General features: G+C 69.0%; 11 protein-coding genes. 6 read left to right on the forward strand and 5 right to left on the reverse strand.

All coding sequences use genetic code 11. From position 1 onward, the window contains the following. Positions 1–68: 68 nt before the first annotated feature. The 3 genes from DM194_RS17950 to DM194_RS17955 all read left to right on the forward strand — a co-directional run bounded on the left by DM194_RS17950 (position 69) and on the right by DM194_RS17955 (position 6,050). Positions 69–1,442, forward strand: coding sequence for an IS1595 family transposase (locus DM194_RS17950; protein ID WP_162629991.1), 1,374 nt, complete (start codon positions 69–71; stop codon positions 1,440–1,442). Positions 1,443–1,711: 269 nt separating this feature from the next. Further along, positions 1,712–2,326: a hypothetical protein gene (locus DM194_RS28240; RefSeq protein WP_246024445.1), complete on the forward strand. Its 615-nt coding sequence runs from the start codon at positions 1,712–1,714 to the stop codon at positions 2,324–2,326. Between the two features lie 205 nt (positions 2,327–2,531). Continuing rightward, positions 2,532–6,050, forward strand: a complete 3,519-nt coding sequence (locus DM194_RS17955) for an indolepyruvate ferredoxin oxidoreductase family protein (protein WP_111068936.1) — start codon at positions 2,532–2,534, stop codon at positions 6,048–6,050. Positions 6,051–6,068: 18 nt separating this feature from the next. Here DM194_RS17955 and bcsN read toward each other — a convergent pair whose 3' ends face one another. From bcsN to bcsA, 5 genes are read right to left on the reverse strand one after another with little or no spacing between them, the layout of a single operon-like run. Beyond that, a complete protein-coding gene (gene bcsN, locus DM194_RS17960; RefSeq protein WP_111068937.1) occupies positions 6,069–6,755 on the reverse strand; it encodes a cellulose biosynthesis protein BcsN in 687 nt (228 codons plus the stop codon). Between the two features lie 10 nt (positions 6,756–6,765). After that, positions 6,766–8,616 (reverse strand): hypothetical protein, encoded by a 1,851-nt coding sequence (locus tag DM194_RS17965; protein ID WP_111068938.1) that lies wholly within the window; start codon positions 8,614–8,616, stop codon positions 6,766–6,768. Continuing rightward, the gene (locus tag DM194_RS17970) at positions 8,613–9,695 is read right to left on the reverse strand and encodes a family 8 glycosyl hydrolase (protein ID WP_111068939.1); all 1,083 of its coding nucleotides are present in this window, start codon (positions 9,693–9,695) and stop codon (positions 8,613–8,615) included. Before DM194_RS17970 ends, DM194_RS17965 begins: the two co-directional genes overlap by 4 nt. Then, a complete protein-coding gene (locus DM194_RS17975; protein WP_111068940.1) occupies positions 9,692–12,274 on the reverse strand; it encodes a cellulose biosynthesis cyclic di-GMP-binding regulatory protein BcsB in 2,583 nt (860 codons plus the stop codon). The genes DM194_RS17970 and DM194_RS17975 overlap by 4 nt, the downstream gene beginning before the upstream one ends. Before the next feature lie 5 nt (positions 12,275–12,279). Then, a complete protein-coding gene (gene bcsA, locus DM194_RS17980) occupies positions 12,280–14,565 on the reverse strand; it encodes a UDP-forming cellulose synthase catalytic subunit (protein ID WP_111068941.1) in 2,286 nt (761 codons plus the stop codon). 344 nt (positions 14,566–14,909) lie between these two features. Between bcsA and DM194_RS17985 the strand changes: the two genes are divergently transcribed. Genes DM194_RS17985 through DM194_RS17995 form a run of 3 tightly spaced genes read left to right on the forward strand, consistent with a single transcriptional unit; the run spans position 14,910 to position 16,992 of the window. Beyond that, entirely contained in the window at positions 14,910–15,803 is an 894-nt protein-coding gene (locus tag DM194_RS17985; RefSeq protein WP_111068942.1) for an AEC family transporter, read from the forward strand. A gap of 17 nt (positions 15,804–15,820) precedes the next feature. Beyond that, positions 15,821–16,309, forward strand: coding sequence for an OsmC family protein (locus DM194_RS17990; RefSeq protein ID WP_111068943.1), 489 nt, complete (start codon positions 15,821–15,823; stop codon positions 16,307–16,309). Next, positions 16,306–16,992: a nitroreductase gene (locus DM194_RS17995; protein ID WP_111068944.1), complete on the forward strand. Its 687-nt coding sequence runs from the start codon at positions 16,306–16,308 to the stop codon at positions 16,990–16,992. Before DM194_RS17990 ends, DM194_RS17995 begins: the two co-directional genes overlap by 4 nt. Positions 16,993–17,000: the final 8 nt, after the last annotated feature.

The following is a 17,000-nucleotide window of genomic DNA, read 5'->3' on the forward strand; positions in this document are numbered from 1 at the left end:
ACCTCCTACATATTGATTCAAATCGGATGCGTCTTCCGGTAGAGTGTCGGCCTCGGGGGAGGTCGGCCGTGGGCAACGAGCGCTTCTACAAAATCTGCCAGGACTTTGACCTCAGCATCCACACCGATGCTGACGAGTTGACAGCTCGTTTCACAGACGAGGCGCAGGCACGAACCTTCTTCGAAACCCTGGTCTGGCCGGACGGTCCGTTCTGCCCGCATTGCAAATCCGTCAAGGTCTACCGCTTCAACTCGGTCAAAACGACCCGTAGCGGAGAAGCCCGCGCCCCGCGTGTCGGGCTGTTCGAGTGTGGAAACTGCGCCGCCCAGTTCACCGTCAAGACCTTCACGCCGCTTCACGGGACAAAACTCCCACTTCTCAAGTGGATAAAGGCGCTGTTCTACCTGCTCAGCAGCAGCAAGGGCGTCTCGTCCGTCGTTCTGGCCCGGCATCTCGGCGTGACCCAGCCGACGGCCTGGAAAATGGCACATGCTGTCCGCGAACTTCTCGATTACCGGCACGAAAGCGAACCGGTTCTCGACGGCGAGGTCGAGATCGATACGAAACGAATCGGCGGCGAGCCGCGCAAGGACGGATACACGAAATACGTGTGGAATCCGCGCGGCAAGGGGTCGGACAAGGCGATCGTAGTCATTATGAACGCCCGGGAGGGGCGGGTTCGAACCGGCGTTGTCTCCGGGGAGTCCGCCGCGGAATTGGCCTCGGTCATCAAGGCGGTTGTGAAGCCCGACGCGCACCTGATGACCGACGGAGACAAGGCCCTCGCGGTCGTCGGTCGGGATTTCGGCGGACACTCCAGCGTCAATCACGGAGCGGAAGAATACGCCCGTGTCGAGCGGAAGGACGGCAAGCGACCGCGCAAACGGCGGCGCAATGCTGAGTTGCGGGACGACGAACGGAACGTTCACGTCAATCACGCCGAGGGCTTCGCGGGGCTTCTCGAACGAAGCCGTTTTGGTGTCTACCATAGGTTTAGTCGCGTTCACCTGAGCCGCTATCTCGACGAAGCCGCCTGGCTGTGGAGTTCGGCTTCGTCGAGAACGATGACGACGACCGATGGACATTCGCAGGGCGAAGTCCAGGCGGAGCCGTTCGTCTTTCAGTTGATGACGCTGATGCCCCGGGCGCTCGGCCGACAAATCCGCTGGTCGGCAAAGGGCGGTCTGTTCTGGCCGCCGCCGTTGCAGGACGGGGATCCTCCGGCACCGTCGCGGGTCCTGATGCTGGCGCGGGCAGAGGAGAAAGACAGCAAAGGACACGGCCTGCCGCGGAAATACCGCGAGGCCCCAAAGGGAACACGTAGAACTCGCTCGCTTCCGGGCCCGGTGCGCCTCCGCGCGACATCTCCACCGCTACGACCGCTGCGTCCGGCCCCGCCGCCGCCCGACTACACCGACGAAGAGATCGACGGACTCTACTGACGACGCCGTGTCGGGGGCTTCCACCGACCGGTGGACTGTCGCATCTGGAGACTACTCTGCTCGCCTAAAAACTGTGTCCTGCGCCGATGCGGGGAGACGAACGCCGATGATCGGCCGCAGGTCGCCTACCATATCTAGGCTATGCCTCTAAACAGTTTGCCTGCTGACCTGTGTCTGCAACATAGCTACGTTGCAAGTACGCATTTGATGTAAATAATTATGTTTATCTTCTTTCTCGCCGGGTGGAGAAACTGAATCTTGCCGGCAATATGCTGTGGTCCGAACCGTTTCCCACAGCCACAAGCCTTCCTATATCGCTCTATGAATGGCTGACAGCTTCGGCGGATGTTTTTCTAACGCGGTTCATTTCTGTCGTTGATTGCACGTTGCAGCTTGTGAACGCCGTTTATGAAACCGGGCTCCCTCCGGCGGACTGCAAGATGAAGAAGCTGAAGCAGTCTGGCGTTTCGGCCGCTGTTATTGCTCACCTGGGCGGCATGCTCGATGAGCAAGCGCGCCTAAGGACTGAGCGTAATGCCCGTATACATGAGGGCGTAGAGAGAAGTTTCACCTTGGATGACCAGACCTTTATGACCGCAGCTATGTTTGCGCGAGGCCATGGCATCAGGGGTTTTGATCAAAGCGGTCGTCGCATCAACGTAAATCGCTCATTTCGCGAAGGACTAGTCGGCCTTCAAAGGGAGTTTAATAGTTCGACGCGGAAGCTCGTGCGTCAACTTGACCCCCTTTATGATGAACTGTGGAAGGAGTTCGAGAATCGGTTCGGCCCCCGAATCGCGGCAGCAACCCACGGGTTTAATGCGCGTGCACGCCGAGAAGAAATGCTGTCGCTTTCGGATGCTTCCGACAAGGGGGGCTTCTGATTCGTGGCGGCTCCTTAAATGGCTTCCAATGTTTGCCTCCCTACCCCCCACAACTCTCCGCAGAACCCGCAAAAATTTCGCTCTCAACCTCAACAATCCGCAACAGGATTTTCCGAACACCCCCGCTCTGCGCCCAACCCGCAAAATCATTTGCCTGCAAAGGGCGCACACTCGTTCCAACGAAGGATAATCGAGGGAACGAGACATGGACGGCATGCCGACGGGCCTGCGGGCGGAGCGCGATCCCGGCCAAACCCCCGACCGGATCGACCGCAGCTATCGCCTGGACGACCGCTACAGCCGCGCCGGGGGGCAGGTCTATCTGTCGGGGACGCAGGCGCTGGTCCGGCTGCTGCTGCTCCAGGCGGAGAGCGACCGGCGGGCCGGGCTGAACACGGCGGGCTTCGTCAGCGGCTATCGCGGGTCGCCGCTGGGCGGGCTGGATCAGGCGCTGTGGCAGGCTCGCACGCATCTGGACGCCCATGCCATCCGCTTCGTCCCCGGCGTCAACGAGGATCTGGGCGCCACCGCCGTCATGGGGACCCAGCAGGTCGAATCCTCGGGCGAGGGCACCGTCGATGGCGTGTTCGGCATGTGGTACGGCAAGGGGCCGGGGGTGGACCGCTCCGGCGACGTGCTGAAACATGCCAACGCCTATGGCAGCTCGCCGCGCGGCGGGGTGCTGGCGGTGGCCGGCGACGACCATGGCTGCGTGTCGTCCAGCATGCCGCACCAGAGCGACCTCGCCATGATCGCATGGTCGATGCCGGTGCTGAACCCGGCGGGCATCCGCGACTATCTGGAGTTCGGGCTGTACGGCTATGCCCTGTCGCGCTTCTCCGGCGCCTGGGTCGGGTTCAAGGCGATCTCGGAATCGGTGGAAAGCTCGGGCACCGTGCGGATTCCGGCGCTGGAGGGCGGCTTCCTGCCGGTGGAGTTCGATCCGCCGCCGGGGGGGCTGCATTACCGCTGGCCCGACCTGCCCAGCCTCGCCATCGAGGAACGGCTGGCCGCCAAGGTGGCGGCGGTGAAGGCCTTCGCCCGCGTCAACCGCATCGACCGGACGGTGTTGGGTAGGGGCGGCTGGCTGCGCATCGTCACCACCGGCAAGGCGCATCTCGACCTGATGGAGGCGCTGCGGCTGCTCGGCATCGGGCCGGCGGAGGCGGAGCGGATCGGGCTGTCGGTCCACAAGATCGGGCTGTCCTGGCCGCTGGAGCCGGACTTCGCGCTCGCCGCCGCCCGCGGCGCCGACGAGGTGCTGGTGGTGGAGGAGAAGGCGCCGGTCGTCGAGGGGCAGTTGAAGGATCTGCTGTTCCACCTGCCGGCCGGGGAGAGGCCGCGCGCCGTGGTCGGCAAGACCGACGAGTTCGGCGCGCCGCTGCTGCCCGCCACCGGGGAACTGCGGCCCTGGATCGTCGCGCGGGCGCTGGTGGAGCGCATCCGCCACCGATTCCCGGAGAGGGACTTTTCGGCACGGCTGGCGGAGCTGCTGCCGGGGGAGGCTCCCGCCGCCCCTGCCCTGCCGCGCACGCCCTATTTCTGCTCCGGCTGTCCGCACAACAGCTCGACCAGGGTGCCGGAGGGCAGCAAGGCGATGGCCGGCATCGGCTGCCACTTCATGGCGTCGTGGATGGACCGCGACACGGTGGGCCTCAGCCAGATGGGCGGCGAGGGCGTCAGCTGGATCGGGCAGGCGCCGTTCAGCAAGCGGCCGCACATCTTCCAGAATCTGGGCGAGGGCACCTATTTCCATTCCGGCCTGCTGGCGATCCGGCAGGCGGTGGCCGCCAAGATCAACATCACCTACAAGATCCTGTTCAACGACGCCGTCGCCATGACCGGCGGCCAGCCGGTGGACGGCCCGATCTCCGTCGATGCCGTCACCCGCCAGCTGGCGGCGGAGGGCATCACCCGCATCGCCGTGGTCAGCGACGCGCCGGAGAAATACGACAGCCGGTCCGGGCTGGCGCCCTTCACCACGGTGCATCACCGCGAGGAACTGGACGCCGTGCAGCGCGAGATGCGCGAGATTCCCGGCGTCACCGCCATCGTCTATGAGCAGACCTGCGCGGCGGAGAAGCGGCGGCGGCGCAAGCGCGGCACCATGGCCGACCCGGCGCGGCGGATGGTCATCAACGATCTGGTCTGCGAAGGCTGCGGCGATTGCGGCAAGAAGTCGAACTGCCTGTCGGTGCAGCCGAAACACACAGAATTCGGGGTGAAGCGGCAGATCGACCAGTCCAGCTGCAACAAGGATTATTCCTGCGCCGACGGCTTCTGCCCCAGCTTCGTCTCGGTGGTGGGCGGGTCTTTGCGCAAGCCGGACCCGGACAGGGTGGCCGCGCGCTTCGCCGCGGATCTGGCGGCGCTGCCGCTGCCGCGCTATGGCGCGAGGGAAGAATTGGCGGAGATCCTGATCGTCGGGGTCGGCGGCACCGGCGTCGTCACCATCGGCGCGGTGCTGGCGATGGCGGCGCATCTGGAGGGCAAGGCGTCCTCGGTGCTGGACTTCATGGGCTTCGCGCAGAAGGGCGGCGCGGTCTACAGCTATCTGCGGGTGGCGGGGGATGCGGCGCTGCTCCATCAGGCGCGGATCGACCCGAAGCGGGCGCAGCTGGTGCTGGCCTGCGACACGGTGGTCGCGGCCTCGCCCGACGCGCTGAAGACGGTGCGGCCGGGACGGACGCGGGTGGTGGCCAACGCCCATGTGGCGCCGACCGGGGCCTTCACCCGCGACGGCGCCAAGCTGCCGGATGCGGGGGCGCTGCTGCGCGCCCTGCGCCGGGCGGCGGGGGCCGAGCAGGTCGAGGTGGTGGACGCCAACCGGGTGGTCACCGCGCTGTTCGGCGACAGCATCCTCGCCAACGTCTTCCTGATGGGCGTCGCCTTCCAGAAGGGGCTGCTGCCGGTCGGGCTGGAGGCGCTGACCCGCGCCATCGAGCTGAACGGAACCGGCGTCGCCGCCAACCTGCGCGCCTTCGCCTTCGGCCGCCTCGCCGCGCACCGTCCGGAGGTTCTGGCGGGTCTGGGGGCGGAGGAGGAGGCGCAGACCCCCGATTTGGCCTCCGGCGATCTCTCCGCCATCGTGGAGCGGCGGGCGGCTTTCCTGGCGGCGTATCAGGACCGCGCCTATGCCGAACGCTACCGCGCGCTGGTGGAGCGGGCGCGGCAGGCGGAGGACCGCGCGGCTCCCGGTTCGACCGCACTGGCGGAGGCGGTGGCGCGCGGCGCCTTCAAGCTGATGGCCTACAAGGACGAGTATGAGGTGGCGCGGCTGCACAGCGATCCGGCTTTCCGCAAAAGCCTGGACGAGCGGTTCGAGGGGGATTGGAAGCCGGTCTTCCACCTCGCCCCTCCCCTGCTGTCGCGCGAGACCAACGGACTTGGCGAGCCGCGCAAGATGGCGCTGGGCGCCTGGATCCTGCCGGTGTTCCGCGGGCTGGCGGCTTGCAAGCGGCTGCGCGGCACGGCGCTCGACCCGTTCGGCTATACGGCGGAGCGCAGGATGGAACGCGCGCTGATCGCCCGCTATGAGGCGACGGTGGCGGAGATCGCGGAACGGCTGTCGGCGGAAAGGCTCGCCACCGCGGTGGAGCTGGCGGCGCTGCCGCAGGAGATCCGCGGCTTCGGGCCGGTCAAGCAGCGCGCGTGGGAGGCGGTCGAGCCGCGCTGGCGGGCGCTGGAGGAGCAGATGCGGCGGGACGAGGCTCGGGCGGCGTGAGGCCGCCCGGCCTGCTCCCTACATGCCGTCGATGAGGTCGTGGGCCTCCAGCACCGTTTCCGGCAGGGTCAGCGTCAGCGCCTCGAACGGCGCCAGCAGGGCGCGGATGTTGGAGCCGACGCCGCAGACCCGGTAGTCCAGGCGGATCGCCTCGATCCGTTCCGGCAGCGTGCGCTTGCGGTCGCTGATCAGCTGCCATGCCAGCACGCAGCTGTTCTCGCCGTCCTGGGCGATGACGTAGTCGTAGTCGCCGTAGCGGTTGCGGCGGGCGCCGTCGGCGACCTTGACGCGCATGTCCGGGAATTCGCGCGTCGTCGTCTCGGTCAGCGTCTCCATGGTGTAGAGCGGGACCGGGAAGACGCGCGGCGGCTGGACCAGGGCGCCGAACAGGCTGTCGGGCAGGGTCTGCACGTCCACCAACAGGCGGTTCTCGCCCGGCAGCACGGTGGGGTTGCCCAGCGCCACGATGTAGCTCTTGTAGACGGCGCCGGTGTCGCGCATGCGGGCGGCGACGATGGGGAAGTCGCGGCTGTCCGGCAGGGTGACCGGCAGCGCCGCCGGCTGGATGCGGCGCCAGGGGGTGGGCGCCTGGGTCGTGTTGTCGCGCACCCAGCCTGCGCAACCCGAGGTCAGCAGGGCGGCGGCCAGCGTCGCCAGCAGGAGGGCGCGGGCCATCGGAGTCTTGACCATGCGAGTCTCGGGCATCGGGGCTCCCTTACCAATCATGGTAGATCGTCTTCCAGGTGATGCTGACGCCTTCGCGCGATTCCTCGGTGCTCAGGCGGTCGTCGATGGCCTTGAACTGGTTGTAGGCCTCGTCGTAGCGCATCAGGTTGTAGAGCGCCCAGCCGCGCAGGATGCCGAGGTTGCGCGGTTCCGGCTCCAGCTCCTTGCGGGCGTCGAGCAGGCGCAGCACGTCGTGGTAGCGTTTGTCCTCCAGCGCCCGGTTGGCCTCGGTCGCCATCAGCGAGGCGCGGATTTCCGCCTTCTGCGCCGCCGTCATGTTGGCGCGGGGCAGGTCGCGGGCCAGACCGGCCACGTCGCCGGTCGCCAGACGGGCGATGGCCTGCCCGTAGGCGTTCTCCTGCGCCTGGGTCGCCGTCTGCGGCAGGCCGTTGGCCGACAGGTTGCGGCTGGGGATCTGCGTTCCGGCCGATGCACCGCCTGTCGATGCGCCGCCGGCCGACACACCGGCCTTGGCGGGCTCGCGCGCGGCCAGAACCTGCGCCTCGGCGAAGGCGGCCTCGGCCTCCGACGGGCGTTTCAGTTCCAGCAGGCACCAGCCGCGCTGCTGCAGCAGGGCGGCGGTCGGGCCGCTCCTGGCGATGGAGGCGCGGATGATGGCGATGCAGGAGGCATAGTCCTGGCGGGCCAGCGCCCGGTCCAGCTCGCTCGGCCCCTGCGGACCGCCGCGCCCGCCGGCCGGCCCGCGCGGCGGATCCACCGCCTTCAGCGCCTGATCGACACGGGTCGATTTGCCCTTCCACGGGGCGGCGGCGGCGCGGGCCTGCGGCTTATCGCCCAGACCGTTGTAGGCAAGCACCAGCCCTTCCGCCGCCCGGTCGGACGGCGACCAGTCGTTGGCCTGGGAGAACCAGCCCCGCGCCTCGGCGAAGTTCCTCTGCTTCTGGAAGTACCAGCCGAGCGCGATGGCGCCGTCGGCGTCCTGCCTGTCGCGGACGACGCCCTGGACGCGCGACAGGTCGGCGGCGGACAGGGCGCCGGCCTTGCTCCCCGCGCTGGCGGCGCCGAGCCGCTCCAGCAGACGGCCGGTTTCGAGTTCGGCTTCGGCGCTGCGGACGGTGGAGTAATCCTCCCCCGTCGCCGGGTTGGCGGTGGCGCCGAGCGCCGTCAGCTCGCGCAGGCGGTCGGGGCTGAGATAGCGCGACGCCTTGAAGATGGTGTCGCGCCGCTCCTTGGCCTTGGGGCAGCTGGTGACGATGGTCTTGTAGGTCTCGAAGGCGCGGTCGGTCTGCTTCAGCTCGGCATAGGCCTCGGCAAGGCGCCACGCGTTGTCCAGCCGGTTGCAGGCCACCGCCTCGGGGTTGGCGGCGGCGGCGTCCACCACGTCCTGCCAGCGCTTGGTGTCGCTGGCCGAACGGAGGCGCCCGGCGCTCTCGGCGAGGTCGAGTTCCTGCAGCAGCTTGTCCGACGGCTGCCAGGAGGGCGACTTGCGCCGCTGCTCGGCGATGGCGGCGCGCGCCTCCGCCACCTTGCCGGCCGATGCAAGATTCCAGAACGGGGTCTCGTCGATGCCGGGCGTGGTCGGCTGCGGCGCGAACAGATCCTTGGGCGGCTCCCAGGTCGGATCGAGGGCGCGCAGGCGGGCGATCTCCGCCTCCAGCCTTTCGCCGTCGCCGATGCGGGCGTAGTAGCGCAGCGCCGTCTCGTCCACCTTGCCGGCGGCGGGGGCGGAGCCGCTGCCGGGGGCCGGCGCCACCTCCACCGTCACGCCGGGGGCGAGCGCGCGGCCGCCGCCATGCGACTGCGCCCAGGCATCGCTTCCGCCGCCGAGCGCGGCGATGCCGGCAAGAAGAAGGGTCGAAAGAAGGACGGGACGGGTCACGGGTCGATCCCCAGGCTCTGGGCCGCCAGCGCGGAGAGGTGGAACAGGGTGGTGGAGTAGTAATCCTCGTTGGCCGCCAGCGGCGGCACGGTCACCGCCTGGCCGGCGTCCACCCCGGTCCCGGCCAGACGGCAGGCCAGCCGGTAGACCGCGAGCATGCCGACGGAGGCCGCCACCTGCGTGGTGGTGCCGCCCGGCAGCGAGACGGTGGCGGGGACCGCCGATCCGCCGAACTTCGCCACCAGATCGGCATAGGGGCGGAAATAATAGGGATCGCGGTAGCCGTCCCAGGCCAGATAGAGCGGCACGCGCACGGCGTCGTAGCCATACTGCTTCCTGAAGCCGTCGGCGACGGTGACGGTGCCGGCGGCGTCCAGCGCCATCCAGTCCGGCGGCAGCTGGAACCCGCCGAAGCGCGCCTTCGACAGCAGGACCAGACCGGCGTCGGTCAGCCGGCCCCAGCGCTCCCCGCCGGGCAGGGCGGCGAAGGCGCGGATCGCCGGAAAGATCCAGTAGCTGGGATTGAGGACCAGCGTTTCGCCCTTGCGGAAGCCGTCGCGTCCCGGCAGCAGGACGGTCAGCCCGGCATGCTCCACCAGCACCCCGGCGTCCAGCGCCTTGACGATCGCGGCGGCGGCGGTGCGGTAGGCCTCCGTCTTCCACAGCTCGGCGGCGCGCAGCAGCGCCCAGGCGATCAGCATGTCGCCGTCGGACGCGTTGTTGCGGTCGGTGACGCCGCCGTCGGGCGCCCAGCGCCACGCCACCAGCCCGTCGTCACGCACCATCAGCGTGCGCTGGGTCCAGCTCCACATCCGGTCGAAGGCGGCGCGGTCGCCCGCCGCCACGGCCAGCAGCATCCCGTAGCCCTGCCCTTCGGAATGGCTGACGTCCTTGTTGCCGGTATCGACGATCCGCCCGTCCGGCCGCAGGAAGCGATCGGCATAGCGCCGCCATGCCGCCCCATCGAAGGGAGCATCGGAGGGCGCGGCAAGCGCGCCGGCCGGAAGTGCCGCCAGACCTGCCGCCGCCAATCCCAGGGCTGCCGTCCCGATCAGCACGTCACGCCGCGTTGGGGTCATGGCTCGCTCCGTTCGTGATGTCCATGCTTCAGCAGAAGACGCATGCTGACCGTCAGCACCACCGCCGTCCCCAGCAGCAGGGCGAACAGCAGTTCGAGCCGCTGCGACAGGTTGCGGGCCAGGATCAGGATCAGGTTGCCGATGTCGAAGGGGGTGAGAATGATCTGGTAGGGGCGCGACGCCTCCAGCGTGGTGACGGCCGGCGCCGCGCTGCTCCACAGCGCCCCGCCGCCGTGCATCCTGTCCCACAGGCCGGCCTGCCCCAGGCTGCCCATGGCGCGGTCGATGGACCGGGTATCCGATGCGGTCAGCAGGGTCCAGGTCAGCGGATCGGCGCCGGGCGCCCGGTATTGCAGCAAGGCGGCCTCCGGCAGCTGGTCGGCATTCTCGGTCAGGGCGACGACGTCGACCGGCGCGTCCTCCACCGTCCAGTGGTTGACGTAGCGGGCGGCGGCGGCCATGGAGCGGCGGGCCCAGTCGGGAACCCAGCCGCCGGACGCGGACGCGCCGTCCTTGGCGTCGCCGGCCATCCGCTGCCAACGGTTCTGGGCGCCACCGTCGGCCGCCTGCGCCGTGCCGGCGACGCCGAAGGACGAGGGCGAGGGCGAGGGCGAGGCGCCGGGCCGCGCAAGGCCCGGACGGGGGGTGCCGGACCAGCCCAGCCGCAGCCGGTCGACCAGGGCGCGGCGGTCGGCATCCGCCATCGGCTCTCCCCGCGCATTGGCCTGGGCGATCAGGGCACCCGCCTCCAGCAGGCCGGCGAGACGGTCGGCCGGCAGGGGAGAAGAGGCGAAGACCGCCTGAGGCAGCGCCGCGACCGGGCCGACGATCAGCGCGTTGCCGTCCGGCGCGCCGCCCCAGCCGGTGTAGGGCACCACCGCCATCAGGTCGCCGGCCCGCTGCGCAAGCCGGGCGGTCAGGCTCCAGGCCGCGCCGAACCAGGCGGACTCGCGCCCGACGACCACGAGGTCGAAGGGGTCCGCCGGCTGCCCGCCGGCAAGGCCGCCATAGGGATAGGCGGTGTTGGCGAAGCCTTCCAGGCTGGGCAGGGTGACGAGGCGGGCGAAGCCGGGGATTTCGATGCTGGAGCTGTCGTGCAGGGTGAAGGACGGGCGCCGCACCGCGAAGACGCAGTCGGTGCCGCCGGCCGGCGGCAGCTCCGCCTCCACCTCGATCACGTTGGGGCCGGGGCGGAACATCGCCATCGGCAGCGGCATCTCGCCGTTGTCGATCACGCCGCTGGACCGTTTGTCGATCTCGATGGCGCCCGCCGGCTTGCCGTTCACCCGGACGTTCAGCACCGCTCCGGGGCCGAGGTTGCCCTCGAAGGCGGCGTCGATGTGGAACAGGATGGCGCGGTCGCCGACCGGGGCGAAGCCGGTGGGCAGGGTCAGGCCGAAGCGGCCGGCATAGCGGTAGCCGCTGTGCTGGACGGTCTGGAAGCCCAGTTCCGACAGGCGGTAGCGCCCCTCCGCCTGCACCGGCGGGTGCGGCAGGGGTGCCGGCGGGGCGGCGTCGGCGACGATCATCGCGCTCTGGGTCGGCAGCGGCCGGGAGAGGTCGGCCAGCCGCATCACCGCCTGATCGACCTCCTGCTGGGTGCGGCCGGAAGCGACGGCGACGAAGGCCCCGCCGCCTGGGCCGGGGAGCGGATAGACGGCCAGGAAGGGGCCGGTGATGGCGGCGGCCCGCGCCTCGCCCAGTAGCGGGGCGAGGCGGTCGCGGGTGCCGATCAGCACGTTCTTGCCGCCCGGCAGAGGGAGGGATTCCAGCACCGGCGCGCCGGACGCGCTGGAATCGGCGGGCTTGGAGGGCGGCTGGACCGGCACCGCCGTCACGCGCGGGGTCTGGTCGCCGCGCAGCAGGCCGTAGGACTGCGCCACCATGGCGCCCCAGCCGAGATGGTCGGCGTCGATCTCGCTGCCGGGATGGAGGATTGCCAGCGGTTCGCGCGCCCGGTCGGCGGCGACCAGAAGCTGCCGCATCATGGCGAGGTCGGGCTGGGGAACGCCGCCGTCCGACACCAGCGTCAGCGACGAGGCGGCGAGGTTCACCCGCGCCCACAGGTCGTAGGTGCCGCGCACCGTGCAGATGGCGCGGTGCTGCGCGTTGGTCTGGAAGACGATCTGGTTCTCGCCCGGCCGCATCAGGCTGGCCGGCAGGGTGATCGAGGCGTTGACCGGCCCGCGGAAGGCGGACAGCGGCAGGTCGGCCACCGGCGACCCGTTGATGTAGACCGACATCGATCCCTTTTCGGGCAGGATGTCGATGCCGTTCTCGTAGGTCAGCGCCAGGACGGCGGAGGTCAATCCGACAACCGGCGGCAGGACGGCGCGCAGGACGACCGTCTCCGTCTCGCCATGCAGGGTGACCTCCGGCTGGCCGTCGCGCAGGTTCGACAGGGGGATCACCCGGCGATCCGCGGCATCGGCCGGCGCCGCCCAGCCGGTCGAGAGGGCAAGGCACAGGGACAGCAGGGCCAGAAGGCCCCTGACAGACCTCCAGGCGCCGGTGTCCCGAGCGCCGGTCGGGTTGCAGGCAGCCCTGGGGCCGCGGTTATCAATGCAGGAATGAGCCATGGCCGTTACGGAGCCTGGAAGCTCAGGATGCGCCGCATGGCGCGCGGCAGGGCGAGCAGGACATGCCCGAGCCGCGGCACCACCCGCGTGGCGAAGAACAGCAGCCCGCCGAAGAAAGTCGGGGCGGCCACGCGCTTGCGGTCGAGGAAGGCGTCCCAGCCGACGCTGTTGCCGAAGACGAAACGCGCCATCTCCACGATGTCCTGGCGGTCGCGCGGGGCGAATCCGGTGCCGACCGCCAGTTCGCCGTTGCGCATTTCGACGCGGTAGATGCGCACGCCGGTGGTGGTCGCCGCCTCCGTCTCCGTCGCGGTGATGGTGAGGATCGGCGTCTGGTCTGGCCGGGAAATCGCCTCGCGCCATTTCGGATCGACCAGAAGGCCGACGCCGCCCGCCGACACGTCGGCGACGGTCAGGTCGATGCTGGTCCCGTCATCGAGGGTCAGCACGGCGGCACGGTCGACGGTGAAGCGCTCCTGCCGGCGGACGCGCCTGCGCTCGAAGACGACGGCGAGGCCGCCCAGCGCCAGCATGAAGCTCAGGGAACACCAGACCGCCACCGGGACGATGGCGGCGCGGTGTTCCGGGAACACGTAATAGCGCCATGCGCAGGCGGCCAGCCCGGCGCCCAGCAGCAGGGTGGTGACGATGAAGGGCGTCGCCAGCGGCGAGAAGCCGTCCTCCTCCACCGACTGGCCCTTGGCGGTGACCTTGAAGACCGGGTCGCGCGGCCGGATCAGGGTGGCGATCGCCGCGCGGGAGACGTGGAAGGACTGCAGATACTCGTACAGCTCCGAGAACAGCGGCCAGCGCATCCGCCCGTGCAGGAACTGCGACAGGAATGCGGCGGCGAAGACGTGCGGAATGACGAAGCAGGCGAAGTCCGGCAGGTTGATGCGGTAGATCTCCAGCCCGAACAGGGCATAGCACAGCGGCGACAGCAGGAAGATCGGCCGCCAGAACCAGAAGAACCAGTACAGCATGGTGCTGGTGTAGCAGAGCCGCTGCGCGACGGTCAGGCCGCGCTTGAACAGCGGGTTCTTCAGCAGGAACAGCTGGATCATGCCCTGGGTCCAGCGCGAGCGCTGGGCGATGAAGCTGTCGAAGGTTTCCGGCTGCAGCCCGGCGATCAGCGGGCGCGGCAGGTAGACGCTGCGCCAGCCGCGCGAATGCAGCTCCAGCGCGGTCTCGCAATCCTCCGTCACGGTGTCGCCGCTGAAGCCGCCGACCTCCTCCAGCGCCGCGCGGCGCAGGATGGCGGCGGACCCGCAGAAGAAGGAGCCGTTCCAGCGGTCGAGCCCCGGCTGGATCGAGTAGTAGAACATCTCGTTCTCGCTCGGCATCCGCTCGAAGGTGCCGAGGTTGTATTCGACCGGGTCGGGATTGACGAAGAAATGCGGGGTCTGGACCAGGAACAGCCCGGAGTCCTTCTGGAAGAATCCCACCGTCGCCTTGAGGATGCCGACCGTCGGGACATGGTCGGCGTCGAGGATCAGCACGAGATCGCCCGACGTCTTCTTGAAGGCATGGTTGATGTTGCCGGCCTTCGCATGCTCGTTGCGCGGCCGGGTCATGTAGGTGACGTGCAGCCTTTCGCACAGCGCGGTCAGCGTCTCGCGCCGCTCCTTGGCGGCGGCGGCCAGTTCGGGATCGCTGTGGGCCAGCTTCTGGTCGGTGCCGCCGTCGTCCAGCAGATAGACGCGCAGCTTGTCGCGCGGGTAGTCGATGCAGACCGCGGCGGCCAGCGTCGTCTCCAGCAGTTCCGGCTCCTCGTTGTAGGAGGGAATGTAGACGTCGACGCTGGGCCAGAGGGCGGGGTCGCCCGTCGGCTCCGACGGTTCGCGGGCGATGGGGTCGATGATGACGAACAGCGAGGTCAGGAACAGGACGAAGGACAGCGCCTCCGCCGCGAACAGGGTGACGCCGGGAATGAAGTTCACCAGATCGTCCACCGGCGGCAAGGTGCCGGTCAGCCGCCAGAAGAAATAGCGGAAGGTGACGAAGGCCAGCAGCAGCACGGTCAGGGTGCGGGCATGCCAGAAGCGCCGGGCGAAGCGCCCCAGCACGAAGGCCGCCGCCACGACGCCGACGGAAATGGCTGCGCTGGCAAATCTTCCGACGGGCAGTGCCGCGAGCGCAAGAAACAGACCGGCCGACAGCAACAAAAGAATCCAAAGCAGAACGGAACGCAGCGAAAACCGGCGGCTGTTCTGGCTCGACTGACTTTTGATTCGCTGCGCCTTATTGTTCATGGTCCGAACAATGGTCTTGGCGCCCGGGGAAGGTGTCATGAATATCCGCGGAATGAGGGCGGCCCACGATAGTGGGTACCCCCTTATGCCTCAAGCTTCGTTACAAATCGTTACTTCCTCTTGATAAGCATTCCGGGAATACAATCAATTTCGTGACGTTGCATTCGGGCTACAGGTGTAGGCGGGGGGGACAGGTGCTGTCGCGTCGCGCGACTCTGCGAATCAGGTGAATGGCAGATCACTCCCCTCTCCCCGGCGGGAAAGGGGGGCTGGGCGGATGCCTCCGGCGCGCGGCTGCCTTGCGGTGAAACTCGGGCTTGGGGGGATGACGCGGGAAGGGAATACCGTCATCGTGGCGGACCATTCCTCTGGCCAGCGGTTGCATGCCCACCCTCGTCCTTCTGTCCGACGCCTTCGCCGTGCTGGCCCCCGTGTTCGTGGTGGCGGCGCTGGGATATGGCTGGACGCGCGCGCAGCTTCCCTATGACAGCGCCTTCATCACAACCTTCGCGATCAACGTGTCGTCGCCCTGCCTGGTGTTCTCGGCGCTGACCCGGCTGCGGCTGTCGGCCGAGGTGATGGCGGAGATCGCGGCGGCGGCGGCGGCCTGCATGGTGCTGACCGCGCTGGCGGCGGTGCCGGTGCTGCTTGCGGCGCGGCTGCCGCTGCGGGTCTATGTGCCGGCGATGGCCTTTCCCAACGCCGGCAATCTGGGGTTGCCGCTGTGCCTGTTCGCCTTCGGCGAGGCCGGACTGGGCCTTGCCGTGCTGTTCTATGCGGTGATGTCGGTGGGACAGTTCACGCTGGGGCCGGCGCTGGCGGCGGGGCGCTTCGACCTGCGGCAGATGGCGCGCACGCCCACCATCTACGCGGTGGCGCTCGCCGTGGCGATCCAGCTGGCGGAGTTGCCCCTGCCCGCCTGGATCGGCAACACCACAACGCTGCTCGGCAACTGCGCGGTGCCCCTGATGCTGTTCTCGCTGGGGGTGGCGCTGTCGAAGCTGCGGCTGTCGGGGGCGGTGCGGGCGCTGTCGATGTCGGCCTTCCGGCTGGCCGCCGGTTTCGCCATGGGGCTGCTTGTGGTGTGGGCCATGGGGCTGACCGGGGCGGCGCGCGGCGTGGTTCTGGTGCAGAGCTCCATGCCCGTCGCCGTCTTCAACTATCTTTGGGCTCTGCGCTACGGCAATTCGCCGGAGGAGGTGGCGGGCATGGTGCTGGGCTCCACCGCCATGGCCTTCGTGCTGCTGCCGGCGCTACTGATGATGGTGATGCAATAGGGGAAGGAGTGGGACGGATGGCGCACAGGGAACACCGCTATGCCTTGCGGGTCGACTGGACCGGCAATCTCGGCACCGGCACCTCGGGCTATAAGGCCTACAGCCGCGACCACATGATCGGCGCCGGAACCAAGCCGGCGATCCCCGGCTCCTCCGACCCGGCCTTCCGCGGCGACCCGGCGCGCTGGAACCCGGAGGAGATGCTGGTCGCCTCGCTGTCGGCCTGCCACCAGCTCTGGTACCTGCATCTCTGCGCCAGCGCCGGGGTCGTCGTCACCGCCTATGCCGACGAGGCCGAAGGGGTGATGGAGGAGGAGCCGGACGGCGGCGGGCGGTTCAGCGGCGTCGTGCTGCGGCCGCGGGTGACGCTGGCTCCGGGATCGGACGCGGCGAAGGCCCTGGCCCTGCATCACGACGCGGCGGAGAAATGCTTCATCGCCCGCTCGGTCAATTTCCCGGTCCGGCACGAGCCGGCAGTGGAAGTGGCGGTGGAGGCGACGGAATGAGCGACACCCCTGCCCTCTCCGTGCTGGACGCCGTCGCCGGCCGGCGCAGCGTCCGCGCCTTCCTACCGACGCCGGTGGAGCGGGAGACGGTGCTGCGCATCCTCGACCTCGCCGCGCGGGCGCCGAGCGGATCCAACATCCAGCCCTGGAAGGTCCACGCCATCGCCGGGGAGGCGCGCGCCGCCCTGTCGGCCGAGCTGCTGGCCGCCCATGAGGCGGGCGAACCTGAGGTGCCGGAATATCCCTACTACCCGGAGAACTGGCGGGAGCCCTATCTGGGCCGGCGCCGGGCGGTGGGCTGGGCGCTCTACGGCTCGGTCGGCATCGCCAAGGGCGACCGCGAACGGATGGCGCGCCAGCATGGCCGCAACTGGCTGTTCTTCGGGGCGCCGGTCGGGCTGTTCTTCGCCATCGACCGCGACATGGGCAAGGGCGCCTGGCTCGACCTCGGCATGTTCATGCAGAACGTGATGATCGTCGCCCGCGGCTTCGGGCTGGAGACCTGCCCGCAGGCGGCCTTCTGCTACCGCCACGCCATCACCGCCCGCCATCTCGGCCTGCCGGATACGGAAATCATCGCCAGCGGCATGGCGCTGGGCCACGCCGACTGGTCGGCGCCGGAAAACGCCTTCCCGACGGAGCGTGAACCGGCGGAGGCATTCACGCGCTTCACCGGATTCTAATACCGCCA

The sequence above is a fragment of the Azospirillum ramasamyi genome (genome assembly GCF_003233655.1).
GTDB classification, from domain to species: domain Bacteria; phylum Pseudomonadota; class Alphaproteobacteria; order Azospirillales; family Azospirillaceae; genus Azospirillum; species Azospirillum ramasamyi.